20 protein-coding genes are annotated in these 23,267 nt (G+C 59.6%); 13 read left to right on the forward strand and 7 right to left on the reverse strand.

Features of this window, described 5'->3' with window-relative positions:
- Positions 1-48 precede the first annotated feature (48 nt).
- Positions 49-864 (forward strand): bifunctional DNA-formamidopyrimidine glycosylase/DNA-(apurinic or apyrimidinic site) lyase, encoded by an 816-nt coding sequence (gene mutM / locus BN3544_RS08610; protein WP_019430469.1) that lies wholly within the window; start codon positions 49-51, stop codon positions 862-864.
- Positions 849-1,901, forward strand: a complete 1,053-nt coding sequence (mutY, locus tag BN3544_RS08615) for an A/G-specific adenine glycosylase (protein WP_019430468.1) — start codon at positions 849-851, stop codon at positions 1,899-1,901. Before mutM ends, mutY begins: the two co-directional genes overlap by 16 nt.
- A gap of 98 nt (positions 1,902-1,999) precedes the next feature.
- Here the strand turns inward: mutY and rapZ are convergent, their stop codons facing one another.
- Genes rapZ through BN3544_RS08630 form a run of 3 tightly spaced genes read right to left on the reverse strand, consistent with a single transcriptional unit; the run spans position 2,000 to position 5,442 of the window.
- The gene (gene rapZ / locus BN3544_RS08620) at positions 2,000-2,863 is read right to left on the reverse strand and encodes an RNase adapter RapZ (RefSeq protein ID WP_026036739.1); all 864 of its coding nucleotides are present in this window, start codon (positions 2,861-2,863) and stop codon (positions 2,000-2,002) included.
- Positions 2,860-4,545 (reverse strand): DNA repair protein RecN, encoded by a 1,686-nt coding sequence (gene recN, locus BN3544_RS08625; RefSeq protein WP_019430466.1) that lies wholly within the window; start codon positions 4,543-4,545, stop codon positions 2,860-2,862. The genes rapZ and recN overlap by 4 nt, the downstream gene beginning before the upstream one ends.
- Positions 4,546-4,548: 3 nt before the next feature.
- Positions 4,549-5,442 (reverse strand): NAD kinase, encoded by an 894-nt coding sequence (locus BN3544_RS08630; RefSeq protein ID WP_019430465.1) that lies wholly within the window; start codon positions 5,440-5,442, stop codon positions 4,549-4,551.
- Positions 5,443-5,470: 28 nt separating this feature from the next.
- On the opposite strand from BN3544_RS08630, the gene hrcA reads away from it, so the two are divergent.
- Positions 5,471-6,475, forward strand: coding sequence for a heat-inducible transcriptional repressor HrcA (gene hrcA, locus BN3544_RS08635; RefSeq protein ID WP_019430464.1), 1,005 nt, complete (start codon positions 5,471-5,473; stop codon positions 6,473-6,475).
- Positions 6,476-6,835: 360 nt separating this feature from the next.
- On the opposite strand, the gene ppc is transcribed toward hrcA, so the two are convergent.
- On the reverse strand, positions 6,836-9,688 hold the full coding sequence (gene ppc, locus BN3544_RS08640) for a phosphoenolpyruvate carboxylase (RefSeq protein WP_019430463.1): 2,853 nt from the start codon (positions 9,686-9,688) through the stop codon (positions 6,836-6,838).
- Between the two features lie 140 nt (positions 9,689-9,828).
- On the opposite strand from ppc, the gene hemC reads away from it, so the two are divergent.
- The 4 genes from hemC to BN3544_RS08660 are packed head-to-tail and all read left to right on the forward strand — an operon-like array spanning position 9,829 to position 13,883.
- Positions 9,829-10,746, forward strand: coding sequence for a hydroxymethylbilane synthase (gene hemC, locus BN3544_RS08645; protein WP_026036737.1), 918 nt, complete (start codon positions 9,829-9,831; stop codon positions 10,744-10,746).
- 15 nt (positions 10,747-10,761) lie between these two features.
- Positions 10,762-11,544, forward strand: a complete 783-nt coding sequence (locus tag BN3544_RS08650; protein ID WP_019430461.1) for a uroporphyrinogen-III synthase — start codon at positions 10,762-10,764, stop codon at positions 11,542-11,544.
- On the forward strand, positions 11,541-12,581 hold the full coding sequence (locus BN3544_RS08655) for a uroporphyrinogen-III C-methyltransferase (protein WP_019430460.1): 1,041 nt from the start codon (positions 11,541-11,543) through the stop codon (positions 12,579-12,581). The genes BN3544_RS08650 and BN3544_RS08655 overlap by 4 nt, the downstream gene beginning before the upstream one ends.
- A 6-nt stretch (positions 12,582-12,587) precedes the next feature.
- Positions 12,588-13,883, forward strand: a complete 1,296-nt coding sequence (locus BN3544_RS08660; RefSeq protein ID WP_019430459.1) for a heme biosynthesis protein HemY — start codon at positions 12,588-12,590, stop codon at positions 13,881-13,883.
- A 248-nt stretch (positions 13,884-14,131) separates the two neighbouring features.
- Here the strand turns inward: BN3544_RS08660 and BN3544_RS08665 are convergent, their stop codons facing one another.
- Positions 14,132-17,242, reverse strand: a complete 3,111-nt coding sequence (locus BN3544_RS08665) for an Rne/Rng family ribonuclease (protein ID WP_026036736.1) — start codon at positions 17,240-17,242, stop codon at positions 14,132-14,134.
- A 590-nt stretch (positions 17,243-17,832) separates the two neighbouring features.
- On the opposite strand from BN3544_RS08665, the gene BN3544_RS08670 reads away from it, so the two are divergent.
- Genes BN3544_RS08670 through BN3544_RS08685 form a run of 4 tightly spaced genes read left to right on the forward strand, consistent with a single transcriptional unit; the run spans position 17,833 to position 20,867 of the window.
- Entirely contained in the window at positions 17,833-18,825 is a 993-nt protein-coding gene (locus BN3544_RS08670) for an RluA family pseudouridine synthase (protein WP_019430457.1), read from the forward strand.
- Complete coding sequence (locus tag BN3544_RS08675; RefSeq protein WP_019430456.1) at positions 18,797-19,486, forward strand: HAD family hydrolase; 690 nt, start codon at positions 18,797-18,799, stop codon at positions 19,484-19,486. The genes BN3544_RS08670 and BN3544_RS08675 overlap by 29 nt, the downstream gene beginning before the upstream one ends.
- Positions 19,487-19,500: 14 nt before the next feature.
- Entirely contained in the window at positions 19,501-19,866 is a 366-nt protein-coding gene (locus BN3544_RS08680) for a Rieske (2Fe-2S) protein (RefSeq protein WP_026036733.1), read from the forward strand.
- A gap of 2 nt (positions 19,867-19,868) precedes the next feature.
- Positions 19,869-20,867 carry a S49 family peptidase gene (locus BN3544_RS08685; RefSeq protein WP_019430454.1) on the forward strand — a complete coding sequence of 333 codons (999 nt, stop codon included), beginning with the start codon at positions 19,869-19,871 and terminating at the stop codon, positions 20,865-20,867.
- Between the two features lie 22 nt (positions 20,868-20,889).
- Here the strand turns inward: BN3544_RS08685 and BN3544_RS08690 are convergent, their stop codons facing one another.
- On the reverse strand, positions 20,890-21,660 hold the full coding sequence (locus BN3544_RS08690; RefSeq protein WP_026036732.1) for an SAM-dependent methyltransferase: 771 nt from the start codon (positions 21,658-21,660) through the stop codon (positions 20,890-20,892).
- Positions 21,657-22,223 (reverse strand): Maf family nucleotide pyrophosphatase, encoded by a 567-nt coding sequence (locus tag BN3544_RS08695; protein WP_019430452.1) that lies wholly within the window; start codon positions 22,221-22,223, stop codon positions 21,657-21,659. The genes BN3544_RS08690 and BN3544_RS08695 overlap by 4 nt, the downstream gene beginning before the upstream one ends.
- 105 nt (positions 22,224-22,328) lie before the next feature.
- Here BN3544_RS08695 and BN3544_RS08700 point away from each other — a divergent pair, with 105 nt between their 5' ends.
- Together BN3544_RS08700 and rpmF are read left to right on the forward strand one after the other, a co-directional pair.
- A complete protein-coding gene (locus tag BN3544_RS08700; protein ID WP_019430451.1) occupies positions 22,329-22,877 on the forward strand; it encodes a YceD family protein in 549 nt (182 codons plus the stop codon).
- 138 nt (positions 22,878-23,015) lie between these two features.
- Entirely contained in the window at positions 23,016-23,198 is a 183-nt protein-coding gene (gene rpmF / locus BN3544_RS08705; RefSeq protein ID WP_005794249.1) for a 50S ribosomal protein L32, read from the forward strand.
- Positions 23,199-23,267 lie beyond the last annotated feature (69 nt).

Raw genomic sequence — 23,267 nt, forward strand, 5'->3', positions numbered from 1 at the left:
ATCAAGTGCGTCCAGGGCAGATTGCCCTCTTGGGCGTCTACCCTTCGCATGCCTGAACTCCCCGAAGTTGAAGTGACCCGTCGCAGTTTTGCGAACCGGATAGCCTCCGCCAAAATTTTGGCTTTGCACATGGGCAAACCCCTGCGCTGGCCTTTGGGGCTGTCACCTCAAAGCCTGGTGGGCCAGCAGGTGCTGGGTGTTCGCCGACGGGGCAAATACCTTTTGCTCGATCTGGATCAGGGGCTGTTGTTGGTGCACCTGGGCATGTCGGGCAGCTTGAATTTTGCGCCCACTCAGCCCGAAGCCGGGCCTCATGACCACATGGATCTGGTCACCGACAAAGGGGTGTTGCGCTTGCATGACCCGCGCCGTTTTGGTGCGGTGGTCTGGGCTCCCTCAGAGGCCTCCCCCGAAGCACAAAAGTTGCTGGGGCGGTTGGGTGTGGAGCCGTTGAATGGCCAGTTTGATGTTGCCGCTTTTGCCGACGCCCTGAAAAAGCGCCAGTCCGCCATCAAGCAGGTGCTGTTGGCGGGCGATGTGGTGGTGGGGGTGGGCAATATTTATGCGTCCGAAGCTTTGTTCATGGCCGGTATCCGGCCGACCACCAAGGCGGCGCGTTTGTCCAGGCCGCGTGTGGCCAAGTTGCATGCCGCCATTGTTCAGGTGCTGAACCGCGCAGTAGAGCAAGGCGGCAGTTCACTCAAAGATTTTGTCAGCGCCGAGGGCCGTACCGGCTACTTTCAGCTCGAGGCTGCCGTGTACGGCCGTGCGGGTGAGCCTTGCCGTGTCTGTGGCACCCCGATCCGGTCCATGCTGCAAGGCCAACGCACCACTTTTTATTGCCCCGTATGCCAGAAACCCTGATGCGTCCACTCCAAGATTTGCCCGAAGGTTTTGCCCGTCGCATGGTGGATTGGCAGCGCCAGCACGGCCGCCAAGGCTTGCCGTGGCAAAACACCCAAGACCCTTACCGCGTCTGGTTGTCCGAGATCATGTTGCAGCAGACCCAAGTGACGACCGTGCTCGACTATTTCCCCCGGTTCTTGACGCGTTTTCCTGATGTGTCTGCTTTGGCGGCCGCACCACAAGATGATGTGTTGGCGCTGTGGAGTGGCTTGGGCTATTACAGCCGCGCGCGCAATTTGCACAAGTGTGCGCAAGAGGTGATGGGGCGCTTTGGCGGGGCGTTTCCCCGCCTTGCCGAAGACCTGCAAACCCTGCCGGGCATTGGCCGCTCCACCGCTGCAGCGATTGCGGCGTTTTGCTTTCAGGAGCGTGCAGCGATTTTGGACGGCAATGTCAAACGCGTGCTGACCCGCGTGCTGGGCTATGGCGATGACTTGGCAGTGCTCAAAAATGAAAGGGCTTTGTGGGCTCTGGCGCAAGCATTGTTGCCAGAAAAACCAGTCGACATGCCGCGCTATACCCAGGCCCTGATGGATTTGGGTGCCACCGTTTGTTTGCCTCGCAAGGCGCAGTGCGAAGCGTGTCCGGTCAGCGGTTTGTGCCAGGCCAAAGCGCAGGGTGAGCCTCTGGCTTATCCCGTCAAGACCCGCAAACTCAAGCGTTCCAGCGCCACTTTGTGGTTGCTGTGGGCGGTCAATGCACAGGGTCAGGTTTGGCTGCAAAAACGGCCCGACAAAGGCATCTGGGCGGGCTTGTTCAGTTTGCCGGTATTTGATTCAGAAGATGAATTGCTGGCGGCCTGGGCGCAAGGGCAAAGTGCGCATTACATGGCGTCGTGGAAGCATGTGTTGACCCACCGCGATCTTTATTTGCACCCCGTGCGGATGACGGGCAGTGCCACGCATGCGCCAGTGTGCGAAGGGCAGTGGGTGGATGCCGATACTTGGCCCAATATGGGCTTGCCTGCCCCGATCAGGACTTTGTTGATGGCCTGACGCACTTGTTAACTTGGCCCTGAATGATGCTGCGGATGTGCTTTTTGGCGCGGTCGTTGAGGTGCAAGCGCCAGTCACCGGATGACACTCGACCGGTTTCAGATGGCGTCAAGTTCGCGGTGCCGTTTGAGTGTGAGCCAGCGGGCTCCAAAGTTGTATGCCAATTGCTCGACCATGAAGACCGAGCGGTGTTGGCCCCCGGTGCAACCGATGGCCACCGTGACATAGCTGCGGTGATCGCGTTCAATGGCAGGAATCCATTGCTTGAGGAAGCCTTCAATCTGCAGCTGCATTTGAACGAATTCTTCTGACTGGCGCAGGTAAGCCTGCACAGGCTCATCACGTCCGGTCAAGGGTTTCAATGCGCTTTCGTAATGCGGATTGGGCAGCATGCGCACATCAAATACATAGTCTGCATCGGTGGGAATGCCGCGTTTGAAAGCAAAGGATTCAAACACCAGCGTCAGCTGGGCCAAGGGGGCGCTGACCAGGGTTTTGATGTAGGTTTGCAGTTGAGCAGAGCGCAGCAAACTGGTGTCAATGACGTGCGCGCGCTCGCGCAAGTCGGCCAGCAATTCGCGTTCGAACTCGATGGTTTCAAAAAGCGCTTTGTCACTTTGGGGCTTGCTGCCGCCCGACAAGGGGTGTTTGCGGCGCGTTTCTGAATAGCGGCGCTGCAAGGTGTCAGAGGTCGCATCCAAAAACACAGATTTAACCGTCATGCCCATGTCGCGCAGCAGGGCCATTTGCTCGGGCATCAGGTGCAATGAGTTGGCACTGCGCACATCGATGGCAATCGCCAAGCGTTGCTCTTTTTGTTGCTCTTCGAGTTTGACAAAGGGGATCAGTAACTCGGGGGGCAGGTTGTCGACGCAGTAGTAACCAGCGTCTTCAAGCGCGTGCAAGGCGACCGATTTGCCGGAGCCGGACATGCCGGTGATCAAGATGATGTCCATGCTCAGTGGTGTGTGGCTTTTCGGCCCGTGGGTTTCAAAGTGGCATCGCCCAGCATTTCTTTGGCGTGGGCCAAGGTGGTGTCCGACAGCTTTTCGCCACCCAGCATTCGTGCGATTTCGCTCACACGCGCTTCGCTTTCGACCGCCCGCACCTGGCTGCTGACTTGTCCATGGGCAGCCGCTTTGCTGACCAGTAAATGGTGGTCAGCACAGGCGGCTACCTGGGGCAGGTGAGTGACGGCCAACACTTGGCGGTGCACACCCAGCTGTTTCATCAGTCGGCCCACAGTTTCTGCCACAGCGCCGCCCACACCCGAGTCCACTTCGTCAAAAATCAGGGTGCCGGCCTCGCCCAGCTCGCTGGTGGTCACCGCGATGGCCAGCGCGATGCGAGACAGCTCACCGCCAGAGGCCACTTTGCCCACCGGGCGCGGTGTGCTGCCCTCGTGACCGGCGACCAAAAAGCTGACTTCTTCAAGGCCATGTTGCGCAGGCGCGTCCAGCGCCTGCAGTTGCACTTCAAGGCGGCCGCCTTGCATGCCCAGTTGTTGCATGGCGCTGCTGACGGCTTGGGCCAGTGGCTTGGCCGCTTGTTGACGTTGGCGAGAGACCGCTTTGGCTTCTTTCATGCATGCGGCTTGTGCGGTTTGCTCGGCTTTTTGCAGGTTGTCCAGATCGGCTGCCGCATCGAGTTGCACCAATTCTTGGCGCCAGGCCGAGAGTGTCTGCGGCAATTCGTCGGGTGTTTTTTTGTAGCGGCGGGCCAGCGACAACCACTGGCCCATGCGTTCGTCGAGCTGGGCCAGGTGTGCTGGGTCCAGGTCGGTTTTGCGCAAATAAGCGTGCAGGCTGTGGGCCACGTCTTCGGCCTGGGCTTGGGCGGACGTCAGCACGTCGGCCAGTGCATGGAACTCAGGCTCAAATGGCCCCAGCGACTGCAGGGTTTGAATGGCGCGGGACAACTGGCGCAACGCACCGCCCTCGTCATCGCCTTCAAGCAAGAGGGTGGCTTGATTGGCCCCGTCGATCAAGGCCTGCGCGTTAGCCAAGCGGCTGTGCTGCGTGCTCAGGTCTTGCCATTCACCAATTTGGGGGTTGAGCTTTTCAAGTTCGCCGATTTGCCAGGCCAGCCGTTCGCGTTCGTTGGCCAATGTGCTTTGCGCTTGCTGGGCTTCGGCCAGGGCTTGTTGGGCTTGTCGCCAAACTTGCCACGCGGCTTTGAGTGGTCGGATATCTGTGCCCGCATAGGCGTCAAGCAGGCCACGCACCGCGTCGGGTCGGGTCAGGCTTTGCCAGGCGTGTTGGCCATGGATGTCCAGCAGTTGTTCCCCCAGTTCGCGCAATTGCGTGGCGGTGGCTGGGCTGCCATTGATCCATGCGCGGCTTTTGCCCGAGGTGTCCACCGTGCGGCGCAGCAGCAATTGAGCGTTGGCATCGAAACCGGCGGCTTCGAGCCAGGTCTGGATGGCGTGCGTGGGCTCGAATTCGGCGCAGACTTCGCAGCGGGTGGCGCCTTCGCGCACTACGCCCGATTCGGCACGCGCACCCAAGGCCAGTTGCAGGGCATCGATCAAGATGGATTTGCCCGCGCCAGTTTCGCCGGTCAGCACACTGAAGCCGCTGTCCAGATCGAGTTCGAGTTCGTGCACGATCACAAAATCGCGCAGGGTGATGTGCGTCAGTGCCACGGCTTAAACACCCTCATTCCAGTGCATTTTTTTGCGCAAGGTGTCGAAGTAGTTCCAGCCAGCGGGGTGCAAAAACCGCACTTTGTGCTCAGATCTTTGCACTGTGATGCGGTCGCCCAGCATCAGTTCGGCCAGCGATTGCATGTCAAAGTTGGCGCTGACGTAGCGCCCAGCCACGATTTCAATGCTGATCTCTGAAGATTCGGGCAGCACGATCGGGCGGTTGGACAAGGTGTGTGGCGCGATGGGCGCCATGACCCAGCCGCCAATAGACGGGTGCATCAAGGGGCCGCCGACCGACAGTGAATAAGCGGTGGAGCCCGTGGGCGTGGCGATGATCAAGCCGTCAGCACGCTGGGTGGCCACAAAGCGGCCATCGACTTCGACGCGCAGCTCCACCATGCCGGAGGTGCCGCCTCGGTTGACGACCACGTCGTTCATGGCCAAAGCGCTGAACACGCTGCGCTGGTCACGCATGACGTGAGCTTGCAGCAAGCTGCGGTCTTCGGTCTGGTAATTGCCTTGCAGCATGGGCTGCAACACATCTTGGTAGCTTTGAATCGGGATGTCTGTGATGAAGCCGAGACGCCCCTGGTTGATGCCGATCAGGGGCAGGGCGTAGCGGGCCATCTGGCGACCAATGCCCAGCATGGTGCCGTCGCCGCCAATCACCAAACCCAGATCGCACTGCGTGCCGATCTCGGCCATCTCCAACATGGGGTATTGGTTCAGCCCAGTGTGCAAGGCGGTCTCTTTGTCCAGCACCACATCGCAACCTTGCCGTGTCAGGAACTGGGCCACATCGTCCAGAACACGCCGTGAACTCTCAAGCCCCCCACCGTGGGCGGTGGTGTGGTACTTGCCAAAGAGCGCAACATGACGGAATTTGGATCTCATCCGCAAATTACATCATTAAAATGACCGGATGCTAGATGATCGTGCCAAGTTATTGCTCAAAGCGCTGGTTGAACGCTATATCGCGGACGGCCAACCTGTGGGTTCGCGCACGCTCTCCAAAGCCTCGGGCCTGGACTTGTCGCCCGCCACCATCCGAAACGTCATGTCGGACCTGGAGGAGCTGGGTCTGATTGCCAGCCCGCACACCTCTGCCGGGCGCATTCCAACGAGCCGGGGTTACCGCTTGTTTGTCGACACCATGCTCACCGTTCAGCGCGATGGTCTGGAGACACCGGCGCTGACGCCAGACCAACCGCAAAGGGTGATTGCCAGCGCAGCCAATTTGCTGTCGAACTTGTCCCACTTTGTGGGCGTGGTCATGACGCCGCGCAGACCGTCTGTGTTTCGTCACATCGAGTTTTTGCGATTGTCCGAGCGCCGTTTGTTGGTGATCATTGTTTCCCCTGAGGGCGATGTTCAAAACAGGATCTTGTTGACGGAGACGGACTACTCCCAAAGCCAGCTGCTGGAAACCTCGAATTTCCTTAATTCGCACTACGCCGGCATGGCCATTGAGCAAGTGCGCAGCCGTGTGCAGCAAGAATTGGTCAGTTTGCAAAGCGAAATCGCCACGCTCATGCAGGCGGCCGTCAAGGTCAGTACTGAGGCTCTGGCCGAAGACCAAAACGAAGTGGTCATCGCGGGCGAGCGCAACTTGCTGTCGGTGAGCGACTTTTCCAGTGACATGGGGCATTTGCGCAGGGCGTTTGATCTTTTTGAGCAAAAAACCCAGCTCATGCGCTTGTTGGATGTATCCAGCCAAGCCGAGGGTGTGCGCATCTATATAGGCGGCGAGAGCCAGATCGTGCCCATGCAGGAACTGTCGGTCGTCAGTTCCCCTTATGAGGTGGATGGCCAGATTGTGGGCACGCTGGGCGTGATTGGCCCGACCCGCATGCCCTATGACCGAATGATCCAGATCGTCAACATCACCTCGCGCTTGGTCAGCAACGCATTGAGCCAGTCTAAATAAATGGCCGAGTGGCCCGACTACAATCAGCAGCTGTAGTGGGGCGTTAGCTCAGTTGGTTAGAGCAGAGGACTCATAAAAATTGTGCACCGAGGCAGGAAACTCCTCGCGTGAATGGCGTCAAATTCGGTGAAAGCTAAGTGCAGCGATGCATACGCCAATGCCGAGCCAAGCGCAGTGAGAAATCACTGTGAAGGTGTAGAGACTAGACGGCGCCCGTCTAAGGCGAAAGCTACGATGAAGGCATAGTCCAGGGAGTGGCGAAAGTCACACAAACCAGAATCCTTTGGTCCACGGTTCAAGTCCGTGACGCCCTACCACTTCTCTCTTTGACTGTTCATAAACAGTGTCCACGCCAATCCCTCAGCCCGTATTTCTCAAGCCTGCCGCAATCCCGTTGATCGAGATGTGGATGCCGCGCTGCACCCGTTCGTCGGCCAAGCCCGCGCGGTAGCGGCGGATCAGCTCGACTTGGAGGTGGTGCAGAGGGTCAATGTACGGAAAACGGTGGCGAATCGAGCGGTCCAGTGCCGGGTTGCTGGCCAAGCGGTTCTTTTCACCGGTGATCTGGGCCAGGGCGTCCGCGGTGCGGTGCCATTCGGCTTCGATCGCGGTGAAGATTTTTTTCCGCAAACGGCTGTCGCTGACCAGCTCGGCGTAACGCGAGGCCAGTGCCAAATCGCTCTTGGCCAAGACCATGTCCATGTTGGACAGCAGGGTGCGAAAGAACGGCCATTGCCGGTACATCTTTTGCAGCAGGGCCAGCGCGGCTTTGCGTTCGGCCACTGTGGGCTTGTCCAGGTAGGCGGCCACCGCCGAACCAAAGCCCAGCCAGCCGGGCAAGGTCAGGCGGCATTGGCCCCAGCTGAAACCCCAAGGAATCGCCCGCAGGTCTTCGATTTTTTCGAGGGCTTTGCGCGAGGCGGGGCGTGAGCCGATGTTCAGCTGCGCCAGTTCTTTGAGTGGGGTTGCGCCAAAGAAGTACTCTGTGAAGCCGGGTGTTTCATAGACCAGGGCACGGTAGGCGTCCATGCTGGCTTCGGACAGTTCGGCTGCGGCGTCCAAAAAGGCCCGGGTGGCGGGCTTGGTCGGTTGCAGCAGTGTGGCTTCGAGCGTGGCGGCGACCAAGGTTTCGAGGTTGCGGCGGCCAATTTCGGGGTTGGCGTATTTGGAGCCGATGACTTCGCCTTGCTCGGTCAGGCGAATCTGGCCGCGCACGGTGCCCGGTGGCTGCGCCAAGATCGCTTGGTAGCTGGGGCCACCACCTCGGCCCACCGTGCCGCCACGGCCATGGAACATGCGCAAAGTAATGCCATGGCTGCTTTTGAGTTTGTCGAACAGTTCCACCAAAGCGATCTCGGCGCGGTAAAGCTCCCAGTTGCTGGTGAAGATGCCGCCATCTTTGTTGCTGTCTGAGTAGCCCAGCATGATGTCTTGCTCACCACCGGAGCGTTGCAGCAGCGCGGCCACACCCGGCAGGGCGTAAAAGTCGCGCATGATGGGGGCGGCATTGCGCAGGTCTTCAATCGTCTCAAACAGCGGCACCACGATCAGGTCGTTGCGAGCTTCCGCGTCGAGCGTGCCACGCAACAGCCCCGCTTCTTTTTGCAGCAACAACACTTCCAGCAAGTCGCTCACGGTTTCGGTGTGGCTGATGATGTAGTGGCGAATGGCTTGTTTGCCAAAGCTGGCCAGCATTTGCCGGGCCATTTCAAAAATCGCCAGTTCGGATGTGGCATGGGCGCTGTAGTCGGCGCCCGGCACGCGCAGCGGGCGGGCGTCGTTCAGCAGGCCCAGCAGCAGGGCTTGTTTGGCGTGTTCGTCGAGTTGGCTGTAGTTTTTTTCTACCCGCGCGGTGGTCAGCAGTTCGGCCACCACTTCTTCGTGTTTGTCCGAGCTTTGGCGCAGGTCCACGGTGGCCAGGTGAAAGCCGAACACCTCAACCGCGCGGATCAGCGGGTGCAGGCGTTGGGCCGCAACGGCTTCGGCGTGGTGGCTGCACAGTGATGCCTCGATCACGCGCAGGTCTGCCAAAAATGCTTCGGCGTTGGCATAGGGGTTTTGCGGTGCCACGGCGTGGCGTGCTGCTTCGCCCCCAGTCAAGTGGGTTAGCGTGGCGGCCAAGCGGGCATACATGCCGGTCAGTGCCCGCCGATACGGCTCGTCCTGGCGGTGTTCGTTGGTATCAGGCGACTGCGCGGCCAAGGCCTGCATGTCGGGGCCAAAGGGCACCAGCATGGCCGACAGCGACAACTCGCTGCCCAAGAAATGCACTTCGGTCAGGTAGTGGCGCAGGGCCACATCGCTTTGGCGGGTTAGGGCGTGTGCCAATGTTTGCGCGGTCACATTGGGGTTGCCATCGCGGTCACCACCAATCCATTGGCCCATCCGCAAAAAGCTGGCAATGGGCTGCCCAGGCAGGGCTTCTTCAAGCTCGGCATACAGCTTGGGGATTTCGCGCAGGAAAGTGGCTTCGTAATAGCTCAGCGCGTTTTCAATTTCGTCGGCCACCGTGAGCTTGGTAAAGCGCAGCAAGCGGGTTTGCCACAGCTGCATCACGCGGGCGCGCATTTGCAACTCATTGGCCGCCAGCTCTTTGGGGCTCAGTGCGTCTTTGGCCGCATTGACGGCTGCAGCGCGTGCCTTGATGGCGTCGCGCTCGGTCAGCAGGTGGGCGATGTCGCGCTCGGCATCCAAAATACTTTTGCGCTGGACTTCGGTGGGGTGCGCGGTCAGCACCGGGGCCACGTAGCTGGTGGCCAGCATGTCTGAGATGCTTTTGGGCGTGATGCCCGCCCAGCGCAGGCGCTGAAGTGCCACATCGATGCTGCCTTCTTGGGTGTGACCCGCGCGTTCGTGGATGGCGCGGCGGCGAATGTGGTGGCGGTCTTCGGCCAGGTTGGCCAAGTGGCTGAAATACGTGAATGCGCGGATCACGCTCACGGCTCGGTCGCCGGGCAGGCTTTTGAGCAGTTTTTTCAAGGCCTTGTCGGCCTCATGGTCGGCATCACGCCGAAATGCTACCGACAGCTTGCGTATCTGCTCGACCAGCTCATAGGCTTCAGGGCCTTCCTGCGTCCGGATCACGTCACCCAAGATGCGACCCAGTAGTCGGATGTCTTCAACCAAGGGCCGTTCGCTGTCGCGTTTTTCCGTGCGTTGGCTGGTGCGGGTTGTTTGGGTAGCGCCGAGAGTGTCTGGGGAGGCCTGTTTCATTGGAATTGTTTCAGTGAAAGTGGGTTTGGCTGAGGCGTGCCGAGGCTTGTGGTCTCGTTACCTCATGCTAGCATCGCCCGTGCTCCATTAATTACCAATTGGTTTCATCGTGATGAGGCCTATTCAACGAGAAATTCAACGTGTCTTCGACTTCTGCCCCCTCCATCGTGATTGCTACCCGTGAAAGCCGTTTGGCGCTTTGGCAAGCAGAGCATGTCAAAGCCCTGCTTGAGGGTTTGGGTTGTCGTGTCAGCCTGCTGGGCATGACCACGCAAGGTGACCAGATCCTGGACCGCAGTCTGAGCAAGGTCGGCGGCAAGGGCTTGTTTGTCAAGGAACTCGAAGTGGCCCTGCAGGAGGGGCGTGCCGACATTGCCGTGCATTCCCTGAAGGACGTGCCCATGGACATGCCCGAAGGATTTGATCTGGCCTGTGTGATGGAGCGCGAAGACCCCCGCGATGCTTGGGTGTCTGCCGCTTATGCCCGTCTGGAAGACCTGCCACAAGGCGCGGTGGTGGGCACATCGAGTTTGCGTCGCACGGTGTTACTGCGCGCTTTGCGCCCCGATTTGAAGATCGAACCCTTGCGCGGCAATCTGGACACCCGTTTGCGCAAACTCGACGAAGGCCAATACGCAGGCATTGTGTTGGCCGCTGCGGGCCTCAAGCGGCTGGGTTTGACCCAGCGCATTCGGCATATTTTTGAAACTGACCAGATGCTGCCAGCAGCCGGCCAAGGTGCTTTGGGCATTGAAATTCGCAGTGAACGTGCAGATTTGCGCGCTTTGCTGGGCCCGTTGGCCGACACGCCATCGTGGCGGCGGGTGGCAGCCGAGCGTGCCGTGAGCCGAGCCATGGGCGGCAGTTGCTCCATGCCTTTGGCGGCCCACGCCACCATCGAAGGCGGCGTGCTCAAGCTGCGTGCCGCTTGGGGCGACCCGGAGGGCGCGACCGTGTTGGTCACTGCCAATGACGAGGCGCCGGTGGCTGACCTGCCCGATGCAGAGGCTCTGGGCCTGCGCGTGGCCCAAGCTTTGCGCCAGGCTGGCGCGCATTGACCCTTCAAAAATCGCATGGCTGAAACCTCTGTGGTGATCGTCACCCGGCCAGAGCGTGAGGCCGAGTCTTGGGCAGCGGCCTTGCTCGCTTGTGGTGTTCGCACCGACATCCTTTCCCTGATTCAGATCGCCCCTTTGCCCGATGCATCGGCTTTGCGTGCCGCTTGGTCCAACGTGCCCCGGCATTTGGCAGTGATGTTTGTGAGCGCCAATGCGGTGCGGTTTTTCATGGCTGAGCGACCTGCGGGGCTCGGCCTGCAAGCTTGCCGTGCCTGGTCTACCGGGCCTGGCACCCATGCCGCCTTGTTGGCCTGCGGTTGGCCAGCAGATCAAATCGATTCGCCCGATGCCGACGCAACTCAGTTTGATTCGGAGGCCTTGTGGACGCTGGTTGCAGGGCGCGTGCAATCAACAGAGCGGGCTTCGGTGCTGATTGTTCGCGGGGCCGATTCCCAGGGTCAGTTGGCCGGGCGTGACTGGTTGGCACAAAAACTGGCAGACGCTGGCGTTCAGGTGACGCAAGCCGTGGCTTATGTGCGCCAGACCCCCGTGCTGTCGCCCAGCCAAAAGCAAAGGGCTGCGCAAGCGATGACCGATGGCAGCTGGTGGTTGTTCAGCAGCTCTGAGGCGGCGCATCACCTGTTGCAGCTTTGCCCTGATCTGCCATTGGGGCAGGCCAGAGCGTTGGCCACGCACCCCCGCATTGCCCAAAGACTGTGTGCCATGGGCTGGGGGCGGGTGGATACGGTGCCCGCAGGTCTGGAAGCACAAGCCGAGTCTATAAAATCGCTCACATGACCTCCAAGCCCGAATCCGCATCTTCCATTGTCGAGCCTGTGGCTACGACCTCCCGGCTCGTGCTTCGGGGCTGGTGGTTGGCTTTGGGCGTGGCCTGCTTGGCTTTGCTGGTGTCTGTTTTGCTGTGGCAAAAGCTGTCGCGGATTCAGGAGCAGTTGGCGCGGCAAAGCGCCGATGCCGGGCAGCAATCCATGGAAGCCAAAGCCTGGGCCAAGCAAGCACAAGAAACCGTGAAAGACAGCGCGGCTCGGCTGACGCTGTTGGAAACCCGCTTGGGCGAGGTGGCATTGCAACGCGGGCAGCTGGAGGAGTTGATCCAAAGTCTGTCGCGGTCGCGCGATGAAAATTTGGTCGTGGACATTGAAGCGGCGTTGCGCATGGCCCAGCAGCAGGCGCAGTTGACGGGCAGCATGGAGCCCCTGCTGGCTGCGCTCAAGTCGGCGCAGTTGCGTGTGCAGCGGGCCGCACAGCCCCGATTGGCGCCGGTGCTCCGCGCCCTTGAAAAAGATCAGGAACGATTGAACACCACGGCAGTGTTTGATTTGCCCGGTTTGCTCATCAAATTGGATGAAGGCGTGGCCTTGGTGGATGGCTTGGTGCTGGCCAATCAGGAATTGCCCACCGTGGCGATGAACCGGTCTGTGGCCCAAGAGGGTGCTGGCGGGCCTGCGCCCTCTTGGTGGCTGGCCGGCTTGATGCAGTTTGCCGATCAGATCAAGGGTTTGGTGCGGGTGAGTCGCATCGAGCTGCCTGAAGCCGCGCTGATGTCCCCTGAGCAAGGGTTTTTCTTGCGCGAAAACCTCAAGCTCAAATTGCTCAATGCCCGACTGGGCTTGCTGGCACGCCAAAAAGATGCGGCCCGCGCCGACCTGGCTTCTGCCGCCGTGACCGTTCGTCGCTATGCCGATGCTTCGTCGCGCAAAACCACCCAGTTGCTTCAGTTGCTGGAGCAATCCGGAACCCAATTAAAAGCCGGCGAGATGCCGCGCCTGGAAGGGTCGTTGACGGCATTGTCCACTGCGGCCGCGGGAAGGTAAGACCGCATGCGCGCAGCTCTTTGGCTCATCAGTTTGTTTTCTTTGGCTGCGGCTGCAGCGTGGCTGGCTTGGCACAACAACGGCACAGTGGCCTTGTTCTTGATGTCTTACAGGGTCGACTTTTCACTCAATTTGGTTTTGTTGGTGCTGGGCCTTGTGGTGATGGTGGTGGTGTTGGCTCAGCAGGCGTTGTCGGCCTTGCTGTCTTTGCCCAAGCACGCACACCGCTGGCGCTTGCAGCAAAAAGAAAGGGCTGCTCACGCCGCGCTGCTCGAGTCGATCAGCAGCTTCATGGCTGGGCGGTTTTTGCGAGCCCGCAAAGCAGCTCAAACGGCGCTAGAAAAGGAGGCGCATTTGAACGATGCTGGCCTTCACCTAGACCATGCGGTTTCCTTGCGCACCTTGTCGCACATCATGGCGGCCGAGTCGGCACACGCGTTGCAAGACCGCGTGTTGCGTCAATCGCATTTGCAGGCAGCCCTAGAAACGGCCAAACAAGGCGCTGTTTATGAGCGCCAGACTTTGACCGATGGGGCTCAATTGCGTGCAGCCCGTTGGTTGCTTGATGACCGAGATGCCTCCGGCAGTTTGGACCTTTTGAAGGCGTTGCCCAATGCGACCGGGCGTCGCGTGGTGGCCATGCGCATGCAGCTGAAGGCTGCTCGATTGGCAGGGCAACCCGCGCTGGCTTTGGACACCGCTGTTTTGCTCGCCAAACACCGTGCGTTCACGCCGTCAACTGCTGACAGTATGGTGCGCGGCCTGATCTTGGCATGGTTGTCGAACATGCACGATACCGACGCTCTTGAGCGTTGGTGGCTCAATTTGAGCCCCGTACAACGCGCTAGGCCGGATATTGCTGCGGAAGCCGCTTTGCGTTTTGTGGCTTTGGGTGGTTCGGGTGCGGTGGCCAGGCCATGGCTCCAGCCTTTGTGGGCACCTTTGCAGTCGCAGCAGTCCAGTTGGACGCCCGATCAGTTGGCTCGCATGGTCCAAGCCATGGAGGCCAGTTTGTCAGATGCCCAGGCGCCTGATTCCCGGCAATGGCTGGCCCGCATCGAAGCGACTCAGCAAGCCCAGCCTCAAGATGCGCGATTGCAGTATCTGGCTGGCATGGTGTGCCTGCGCCACCAGCTGTGGGGCAAGGCACAAAGTCTTTTGAGCCAAGCGGTCAAGGGTTTGCAAACCCCCGCCTTGAAGCGTCGGGCTTGGTGTGCTCTGGCTGAATTGGCCGAACAACGCCAAGAGCCTATTGCGGCAGCGCAGGCTTGGAAACAGGCTGCCTTGGTGGCCCATCCCTGAGGTTTTGTTGGGTACTTCAAGGAGGGGCATTCTCGTCCTCGGTTGCTGGCACTCCAGCAGACGGTGCTTTCATGCCTTCGATGCACATGGATACCCGGTCAAGCCGGGCATGACAAAGTTCTTAAAGCCGGCTAGCCACAGTTCAAGACGGTTAAGCCAAAGCGATTGATACGGTTTTGAGTGAACGAAAAAAAACCGGGCCATGAGCCCGGTTCTTTGTCAAGCGCTCAAGCACTTGATGGGTTGGATCAGAACGGCAAGTTCATGTCCTTCAGGTCTTTGCGTGTTTCCACCAAAACCAAGGGGCCTTCATTCAAGACAACAGCGGGTGGGCGTTCACGCGGTACGCGAACCGGCTTTGGTTCTGCTGAAATGGCGGCCTGAACGGCTGCCACTTTGCCTGCGTCAGAGTTCACCCAAACCAAACCGGAGCCTTGCGCCACTTGGTGCAGGCTGTCGATTTGCAGGGTGTAGCTGGCCACAGAAGGCAAGCCAGGGCGCGTTGCCTCTGATGCGGTTACCACTGCTGCGGGTGCAGCAGTGGGTGCAGCAGGTGGCGCGATGGCAACAGGTGCGGCCACAGGTGCGGCCACAGGTGCGGCAACAGCGGCAGGCGCTTCAACCACAGGCGCAGACACTAGCGGGGCAATGACCACGGGTGCGGCAGACACTTCGGTGTTGGCAACAGAGGTTTCGGCAACGGGTGCTGCAACTGTTGCGGCCATTGGTATGGTTGCGGCTTGCTGTGCACGCTCAAAGTAAGAGCGTGATGCAGGACGGTCTTCGCCAGTGGCTTGCGTGGCATGTGCGGCTGGCGCCGTGGCTGTGGTGTCCGTATTCAAGTTGCCTTGAGTTTCCTCGCCAGTGCTGTCCTGGCGTGGCTCGCCTGCGCGTTCGCGGCGGTCACGGCCGTAGCGGTCACGCGAGCGGCGCTCACGGCGTTCGCCGTTGTTTTCAGACCCTGCACCACCTTCTTGAGGTGCGTTGGCTTCTTGCCCTTGGGCGGCGATCACTCCGGATTCGGGGGCACTGGCATCGCTGGACGCGGTGTCTGCTTGGCGGCGTTCACCACCACGCTCGCCACGTTCACGACGGCCTTCGCCACCGCGCTCACCACGTTCACGGCGGCCTTCGCCACGGGGTGCGCGTTCATTGCGCACTTCGGTGCCATCGACGCTCAGCTCGGGCTGCGCATCGCTGCGGTCTTCGTTTCGGCTTTCATTGCGGTTGTCGCTGCGACCATCACGACGGGCTTCACGGGGCGCACGCTCGCCAGCAGGCCGCTCTGCGCGTTCACCACGCTCAGAACGTTCGCCGCGTGCGGGACGGGCTTCGCCTTCGCGCAATTCATTGCGACCCTCTGATCGGCCTTCGCTGCGTTCACCGCGGCCTTCGCCACGGCGACCGCCTTCGCGGGGTGCGCGAATCTCGCCTGCGGTGCCTTCGCTGCGCTCGCCACGGCGGCCATCGCGGCCACCACGGCGGCCATCGCGACCGCCTTCACGGCGTTCGCCATCGCGACCACCTTCGCGGCTTTCATTGCGGCGTTCACCGTTGCGGCCTTCGCGTGACTTGTCGTCTTTTTTGCCCACGGTGGCTGGCGCTGCTTCAGTGGCGCTGCCACCGAACAGGTTTTTCAGCCAGCCAAAGAAACCGCCTGTGGCTGCCGGAGCGGCCACGGGTGCTGCTGCTGCCTTACGGGCAGGTTTGGCTGCGGCCACCGGGGCTTCTGGCTTGACTGGCGCGATCGGCGCTGGCGCATCGGGCAAAACACCCTTGATGACTGGCGTTTGCTTGTTGGTCGGCTCTTGCGAACGGCGCGTCACAGTGGTGGCGTCTTCGATCTCGTCGGCCATCTTGTAGCTGGCTTCGATGCGGTCCAAGCGTGGATCGTCGTGCTTCAAACGCTCGAGTTTGTAATGCGGCGTTTCCAGCGACTTGTTGGGCACCAGCAGCACGTTGATGCGTTGCTGCAGTTCGATCTTGGCGATCTCGGAGCGCTTTTCGTTCAGCAAGAAAGACGCCACTTCGACAGGCACTTGGGCGTGCACAGCGGCGCTGTTGTCCTTCATGGACTCTTCCTGGATGATGCGCAGAATTTGCAGCGCCGAGCTTTCGGTGTCGCGGATGTGGCCAGCGCCGCCGCAACGTGGGCAGGGGATGGACGCACCTTCGGACAAGGCGGGCTTCAAGCGCTGGCGGCTCATTTCCATGAGGCCGAACTTGCTGATGGTGCCAAACTGCACGCGGGCACGGTCTTGGCGCAGGGCGTCGCGCAAGCGGTTTTCCACTTCGCGGCGGTTTTTGCTCTCTTCCATATCGATGAAGTCGATCACGATCAGGCCGCCCAAATCGCGCAGGCGCATCTGGCGGGCCACTTCATCAGCAGCTTCGAGGTTGGTGCGGGTGGCGGTTTCTTCAATGTCGCCGCCCTTGATGGCGCGGGCCGAGTTCACGTCCACCGACACCAAAGCTTCGGTGTGGTCGATCACGATGGCGCCGCCCGAAGGCAGTTGCACGGTGCGGGCATAGGCCGATTCGATCTGGTGTTCGATCTGGAAGCGGCTGAACAGCGGTGCGTCGTCGCGGTAGCGCTTCACGCGGTTCGCAAACTCAGGCATGACGTGGCTCATGAACTGCTGAGCCTGGTCATAGATGTCATCGGTGTCGATCAGGATGTCGCCGATGTCGTTGTTGAAATAGTCGCGAATCGCGCGGATGACCAGCGACGATTCTTGGTAAATCAGGAATGCACCTTTGCCGCCTTTGGAGGCGCCATCGATGGCGGTCCAGAGCTTGAGCAGGTAGTTCAGGTCCCACTGCAATTCGGGCGCGGAACGGCCAATGCCTGCGGTGCGCGCGATGATGGACATGCCTTTGGGATATTCCAGCTGGTCCATGGCTTCTTTGAGCTCGGCCCGGTCGTCACCTTCGATGCGGCGGCTGACGCCACCGCCACGCGGGTTGTTGGGCATGAGCACCACATAACGTCCAGCCAGGCTGACGAAAGTAGTGAGGGCTGCACCCTTGTTGCCGCGCTCTTCTTTTTCGACCTGCACCAAGAGGGACTGGCCTTCTTTGATGACGTCCTGGATGCGGGCTTGGCTGACGGATACGCCTTCGGCAAAGTATTGGCGGGAGATTTCCTTGAAGGGCAAAAAGCCGTGGCGGTCTTCGCCGTAGTCCACAAAGCAGGCTTCGAGCGAGGGCTCGACACGGGTCACCACCGCTTGGTAGATGTTGCCCTTGCGCTGTTCGCGGCCTTCGATTTCGATTTCGTAGTCGAGGAGTTTTTGTCCATCGACGATGGCCAGGCGGCGCTCTTCAGCTTGCGTGGCGTTGATCAGCATCCGTTTCATGATGCGTTCCTTCTCTTGTCAGCGTGGTCCAGTTGCAGAGAAATGTCTGCGGTCTGGAGCCTATTTACACAACTGGCTTTGGATTCCTAGGAACCTCAAAGCCTCCGTTGCCGGAGCTGACGCCTGAAACGAAGGGAATTGCCGAAGGTGATCGCCATTCAGCCGTGCGTGAGCACAGGAATGGGGATCGTGGCGCGTGGATGGGGCGAGGCAAAAGGCGTGTCAAGATTTGTCCACTGCCGAGGGCTTCCCCCGGTGTCCAAGACAAACTGTCGGGCACAAGGCGTGACTGTGGAGCCTGGCTTCGTGAGCCACTCCAAACACATCAGCAAAGTTCCGAACAACACAACCATCTCGCTTTGATCCGTCCAACAGCCTGAAGGGCTGTTGAACTTGGGGTATTCCGTATCTGGGTTTCTGGGCGTCGGCCCAACCTCCGGGGCGATTGGCCACTGTTGGCGTTGGCCTTCAGTCTGCAAATCGTGCCGAGGGTGGCATCGACCATCTGGTTTGGCGCGGTGGTGGTGGACTAAACTCCTGCCTTCAGGAATTCATTTCCATTTGAATCAACCACTTACAGCCATTAGCCAGTGAATCACATTATAGGGGCCCAAACCACTGCCACGGTGCCTGCCGTCAAATGGTTGTTGGTAGACGAAGAGTCTGCCGGTCAGCGATTGGACAACTTTTTGCTACGGCATCTCAAGGGCGTACCCAAAACCCATGTTTATCGAATCATTCGCAGCGGCGAGGTTCGCGTCAACAAAGGCCGAGCTTCCGCTGAAACTCGGGTTGAGACCGGGGACCAAGTGCGTTTGCCACCCGTGCGCATTTCTGAAAAAGTAGCCGAAAAGGCCGCGCATCCTGCACCTGGGCGTGAATTTCCGATGTTGCTGGAAGATGACAGCTTGATGGCGATCAACAAACCGGCGGGTGTGGCGGTGCACGGTGGCTCGGGGGTGAGCTTTGGTGTGATTGAGCAATTGCGGCAGGCGCGACCTCAGGCGAAGTTGCTGGAATTGGTGCATCGCTTGGACCGCGACACCAGCGGCATTTTGCTGGTGGCCAAAAAGCGCAGTGCCTTGAAGCAGCTGCAAGATCAGTTTCGCGAGCGCGAAACAGGCAAGACTTATCTGGCGCTCGTCAAAGGCGAGTGGCCCGCTAAATTGAAGGTGATCGACCAGCCGCTGCACAAATTTTTGCTGCCCAACGGTGAGCGCCGCGTCAAAGTCACCACACCAGAAGACCCGGAGGGCATGCGGTCGATTACCTTGGTCAAAGTATCTAAGCGTTTGCCGGGGGCATCCTTGCTGGAGGTGACCATCAAAACCGGACGCACCCACCAGATTCGGGTGCATTTGTCTTCGCAAGGTCACCCAATAGCCGGTGATGACAAATACGGCGACTTTGACTGGAATCGCCAGCTTCAAAAGCCAGGCGCCAGTCCTGGTCTTAAACGCATGTTTTTGCACGCTTGGCGCTTGCAGTTCAATCATCCCGTGACGGCCGAGCGCGTGGCCTTGCAAGCCGATTTGCCTCCTGAATTGAAAGCGTATGTTGACCATGTCAGCCCATCTGAATGAATTTCGGCCCCGTCAGTTTGACCTGATCGCATTTGATTGGGACGGCACGTTGTTCGATTCCACGGCCATCATCACCCGTTGCATCCAGCGGGCGGTGGTGGATGTGGGCGGGCAGGAGCCGACCCGTGAAGCCGCTTCTTATGTGATTGGCATGGCCCTGATGCCCGCTTTGGCCCATGCTGCGCCGGATGTGCCAAAAGACAAGTACCCGGCTTTGGGTGAGCGTTACCGCCATCATTACCTCCAGCACCAAAATGACATCAGCCTGTTTGATGGGGTGCTCGAATTGCTCGATGACTTGAAGGCGCGACAGCATTGGGTGACGGTGGCCACCGGTAAAAGCCGACAGGGTTTGAATGAAGCTTTTCAGGCGGTCGAGCTGCGTCACCGATTTGACGGTTCACGCACCGCCGACGAGACAGCAGGCAAGCCCCATCCGCTCATGTTGCACGAACTGATGCGCGAATTTGGCGTGGACCCCGAGCGCACTTTGATGATCGGGGACACCACCCATGACCTGCAAATGGCTGTGAACGCCGGTTGTGCCAGTGTGGCCGTGAGTTACGGTGCACACGAGCCCAAGGCTTTTGACGCCCTCAAGCCACGCCATGTAGCGCACAGCGTGCGTGATTTGCACGACTGGTTGCTGCAAAACGCCTGAATAAGGAGTCCTTCATGGAGCCAATAGTCCCTTTGTGCAACAGTGCAGATTTGGTCAATGGCGGCCGTGCTGTGCCGTTTGACATCGTTTATGCCGGGCAGACCTGCCGCGCATTCGCCATCCGTTACCAAGGACAGGTGCATGCCTACTTGAACCGCTGCACCCATGTGGCGATGGAAATGGATTACCAGCCCGACCGATTTTTTGACGACACCGGTCGCTGGTTGATGTGTGCCACACACGGCGCCACGTACCAGCCCGATACCGGCGCTTGCTCGGGTGGTCCTTGCCGTGGAGGCCTTGTGCAAATAGACCTTTCAGAGCGGGACGGCGTGGTTCACTGGCATACTGCCTACAACTTGAAACCCCTTGAATTTTGACCATGCAAGACCCTCTGGACAACACGTCCGCCCCGGCCTCCAATGAATCCGTGAAAGCTGCTGCCGCCGCCCTCGATGAAGGATGGGCGCGTGACACGCTGGCGCAGTTGGCCTTTGCCAATCTGAACGAGCAAAAAACCGCCCGCCGCTGGAAGGTGGGCTTGCGCATGGCGTGGTTGTTGTTGCTGGCGTTGGTGTTTTGGCAGGCGTTCAGCTTCAACTCGCCGACCAGCAACCCCAGCTTGCCGCATACGGCGATGGTGTCCATCGTCGGTGAGATCGGCTCTGAAACCCAAGCCAGTGCAGAAAATGTGATGACCTCCATGCGATTGGCACTGGAAGACTCTGGCTCGCAGGCCTTGGTCTTGTTGATCAATTCACCCGGTGGTAGCCCTGTACAAGCGGGCCTCATCAACGACGAAATCGTTCGCTTACGGGCTTTGCACAACAAGCCGATTTATGCGGTGGTCGAAGAGTCTTGTGCGTCTGCTGCGTATTACATTGCTGCCGCGGCCGACCAAATTTATGTGGACAAGGCCAGCATCGTGGGCAGCATTGGCGTGCTCATGGATGGTTTTGGCTTCACTGGCTTGATGGACAAACTGGGTGTGGAGCGCCGCCTCATGACCGCGGGTGCCAACAAGGGTTTTCTGGACCCATTCAGCCCACAAACCGAGGCGCAGCGCAAGCATGCTCAGGCCATGCTTGACCAAATCCACACCCAGTTCATTGACGTGGTCAAAAAAGGCCGAGGTGACCGCCTGAAGGAAACGCCAGAGATGTTCAGTGGCTTGTTCTGGAGCGGCCAACAGGCCGTGGACCTGGGTCTGGCCGACAGTTTGGGCAGCCTCGATGGCGTGGCGCGCGAAGTGGTCAAGGCGCCTGATGTCATTGATTACACCCAGCGAGAGAACGTGGCCGAACGCTTGGTCAAGCGCTTTGGTGCGGCAGTGGGCGAAGGTTCTGTACGCGCCGTGCGCGCGAGCACCGGACTGCGCTGAGCCGCCTGCGCTGCTCAGCGCTTTAAGGCCCGATGGCGTAGACCGCGGGCGTGTGACCGTCAGGGCCTTTCAGGCCCTTTTTCCATTGCGCCATAGTGTGGCTTTGAATGTGGGCCGAAGCCAGTGTCAGCCCGCTGGCTATCGCCAGGCGTGTGTTGGCCTGCAGGCTTTGCAGCAGGCCGCTGAGCATGGCGGCGTTGCGGTAGGGTGTTTCGATCCACAGCTGGGTTTGGCCGGTTTTCAGTGCCAGTGATTCCAGCTGTTTCAGGCGTGCCCCGCGTTCAGCGGCATCCTGCGGCAAGTAGCCCACAAATGCAAAATTTTGACCATTGAGGCCGCTGGCTGCCAAGGCCAGTAGCAAGGACACAGGCCCGACCAATGGCACCACGGTAATGCCCAGGTCGTGCGCCGCACGCACCACGGAGCTGCCAGGATCGGCTACGGCCGGCATGCCTGCTTCGCTGATCAGGCCCACATCGTGACCCTGCAAGGCGGCAGCCAGCAGCGGTTTGCCGTCAAAGCCGGATTGGTGGTCGCCTTTTTTGTGCACATGGCGCGGCAACTCGGTGATGGTTTGCTCAGGCAGGGGCGCGATCAGCGGGTGGGTTTCGCCCACGCGTTTCAAAAAGGCGCGTGTGGTTTTGGCGTTTTCGCAGACCCAATGCCGAATGCCTGCGGCCGAGGCCAAGCTGGCTTCTGGCAGCACATGGGTGATCGGAGCTTGTTCGGTGCAGCCAAAGTCCAGTGGTGTGGGCACCAGAAACAGACGGCCTTGAGGTCGGGGTGCGTTCACAGCAGTTTCACTCCAGCTTGGCGCAGCAGGCGGGCTGTGCGGATGAGGGGCAAGCCGACCAAGGCGGTCGGGTCGTCGTTGTCGATGGATTCCAGCAAGACAATGCCCAAGCCCTCGCTTTTGGCGCTGCCTGCGCAGTCGTAAGGTTTTTCGGCTTGCAAATAAGCCTCGATCTCGTCGTTGCTGAGATCGCGAAACACCACCCGAACTTCGGCCAAATCGACCTGCTCAAAGCCGGTTGCCAAGCAAACCACGGCCAGAGCGGTTTGGAAAATCACGGTTTGGCCGCGCATTTGGCGCAGTTGTTCTACGGCACGACTGTGTTCACCGGGTTTGCCCAAGGGTTGACCCGCCAGATCGGCCACTTGGTCTGAACCTATGACGACCGCCTCGGGATGCAATGTCGCCACGGCCTTGGCTTTGGCCAAAGCCAGCCGGAGGGCCAAATTTTTAGGAGTTTCGGCAGTCCGCGGGGTTTCGTCCACGTCCGGCGCGGTCACACTGAAGGGGATGCGCAAACGTTCCAGCAATTCGCGCCGATAGCGCGAGGTGGAGCCCAGCACAATCGGTCGGCTGGGTGTGTTGAGAGAAAGGGCGGGGGCAAAAGTCGTTGTCAAAGCGCAAACCCAGGTTGAAATTCGGATGGGTGATTCTCTTACACTGCAGCCATGGAAAAAAAATTGGACCCCCAACACCTGGACCTGGTGTCTTTTGCCCGTGATGCCATCAGCCTCAAGGGCGAGGGCCACTTGGCAGATTGGCTGCGTTTGGCTGATGAACGATACGGTGATGTGCTCCCTGCTGGCCCGGTAGCTTGGCATTTGCAAGGCCGATCAGTCTCTCAGCCTGATGGCGTTGACCAGATTTGGCTTGACTTGAAAGCTTCGGTGAATTTGCCCATGCAGTGCCAGCGTTGCCTGACACCAGTGCTCGAGACTGTGAAGGCAGAGCGTTCGTTCCGCTTTGTGGCCGATGAGGCGACTGCGGCGGCCATGGATGACGAGGCAGAGGAAGATATTTTGGTCATCAGCCGTGACTTCGATGCATTGGCCTTGGTCGAGGATGAGCTGATTTTGTCTTTGCCGTTGGTGCCTTTGCACGAGGTTTGCCCTGAAACAGTGTCCATGTCCGCAGTCGACCCTGAATTTGCAGTGGCCTCTGAACGTCCTAACCCGTTTGGTGTTTTGGCGAGCCTTAAAACGGGCACTTCCAAGTAAGTGCTCAATGAGGTCCTTCCAAAGGACTTCGGCTTAGGCTATAATTTATGGCTTCGCCCAGTTTTTTCTGGGTGACATTCTCATCAACCAGAAGCTGCGTCTTGATTAGCGCGGCCTCCAAGCTTCCAAGGAGCCATCATGGCTGTTCAGCAAAACAAAAAGTCGCCTTCCAAGCGTGGTATGCACCGTTCGCACAATGCCCTGAACGTGCCGGGCATCGCTGTCGAGCCAACCACAGGCGAAACCCACCTGCGTCATCACATCAGCCCCAACGGTTTTTACCGTGGCCGCCAAGTGTTGAAAAACAAGTCAGAAGCCTGATCGGCGTCAGCCCTCAAGCCTGAAGAGGCCCGGCGCTACTTTCTAAGTAGCATCGGGCTTTTGTTTTTG

Source organism: Limnohabitans sp. Rim47 (assembly GCF_001517545.1).
Taxonomy (GTDB): domain Bacteria; phylum Pseudomonadota; class Gammaproteobacteria; order Burkholderiales; family Burkholderiaceae_C; genus Limnohabitans_A.

Bases quoted from the DNA above. Each gene is read 5' to 3' on its own strand.
- mutM (WP_019430469.1), top strand. From the start codon at position 49: ATGCCTGAACTCCCCGAAGTTGAAGTGACCCGTCGCAGTTTTGCGAAC.
- mutY (WP_019430468.1), top strand. From the start codon at position 849: ATGCCAGAAACCCTGATGCGTCCACTCCAAGATTTGCCCGAAGGTTTT.
- BN3544_RS08630 (WP_019430465.1), bottom strand. From the start codon at position 5,442: ATGAGATCCAAATTCCGTCATGTTGCGCTCTTTGGCAAGTACCACACC.
- hrcA (WP_019430464.1), top strand. From the start codon at position 5,471: ATGCTAGATGATCGTGCCAAGTTATTGCTCAAAGCGCTGGTTGAACGC.
- ppc (WP_019430463.1), bottom strand. From the start codon at position 9,688: ATGAAACAGGCCTCCCCAGACACTCTCGGCGCTACCCAAACAACCCGC.
- BN3544_RS08650 (WP_019430461.1), top strand. From the start codon at position 10,762: ATGGCTGAAACCTCTGTGGTGATCGTCACCCGGCCAGAGCGTGAGGCC.
- BN3544_RS08655 (WP_019430460.1), top strand. From the start codon at position 11,541: ATGACCTCCAAGCCCGAATCCGCATCTTCCATTGTCGAGCCTGTGGCT.
- BN3544_RS08660 (WP_019430459.1), top strand. From the start codon at position 12,588: ATGCGCGCAGCTCTTTGGCTCATCAGTTTGTTTTCTTTGGCTGCGGCT.
- BN3544_RS08665 (WP_026036736.1), bottom strand. From the start codon at position 17,242: ATGAAACGGATGCTGATCAACGCCACGCAAGCTGAAGAGCGCCGCCTG.
- BN3544_RS08675 (WP_019430456.1), top strand. From the start codon at position 18,797: ATGTTGACCATGTCAGCCCATCTGAATGAATTTCGGCCCCGTCAGTTT.
- BN3544_RS08680 (WP_026036733.1), top strand. From the start codon at position 19,501: ATGGAGCCAATAGTCCCTTTGTGCAACAGTGCAGATTTGGTCAATGGC.
- BN3544_RS08685 (WP_019430454.1), top strand. From the start codon at position 19,869: ATGCAAGACCCTCTGGACAACACGTCCGCCCCGGCCTCCAATGAATCC.
- BN3544_RS08700 (WP_019430451.1), top strand. From the start codon at position 22,329: ATGGAAAAAAAATTGGACCCCCAACACCTGGACCTGGTGTCTTTTGCC.
- rpmF (WP_005794249.1), top strand. From the start codon at position 23,016: ATGGCTGTTCAGCAAAACAAAAAGTCGCCTTCCAAGCGTGGTATGCAC.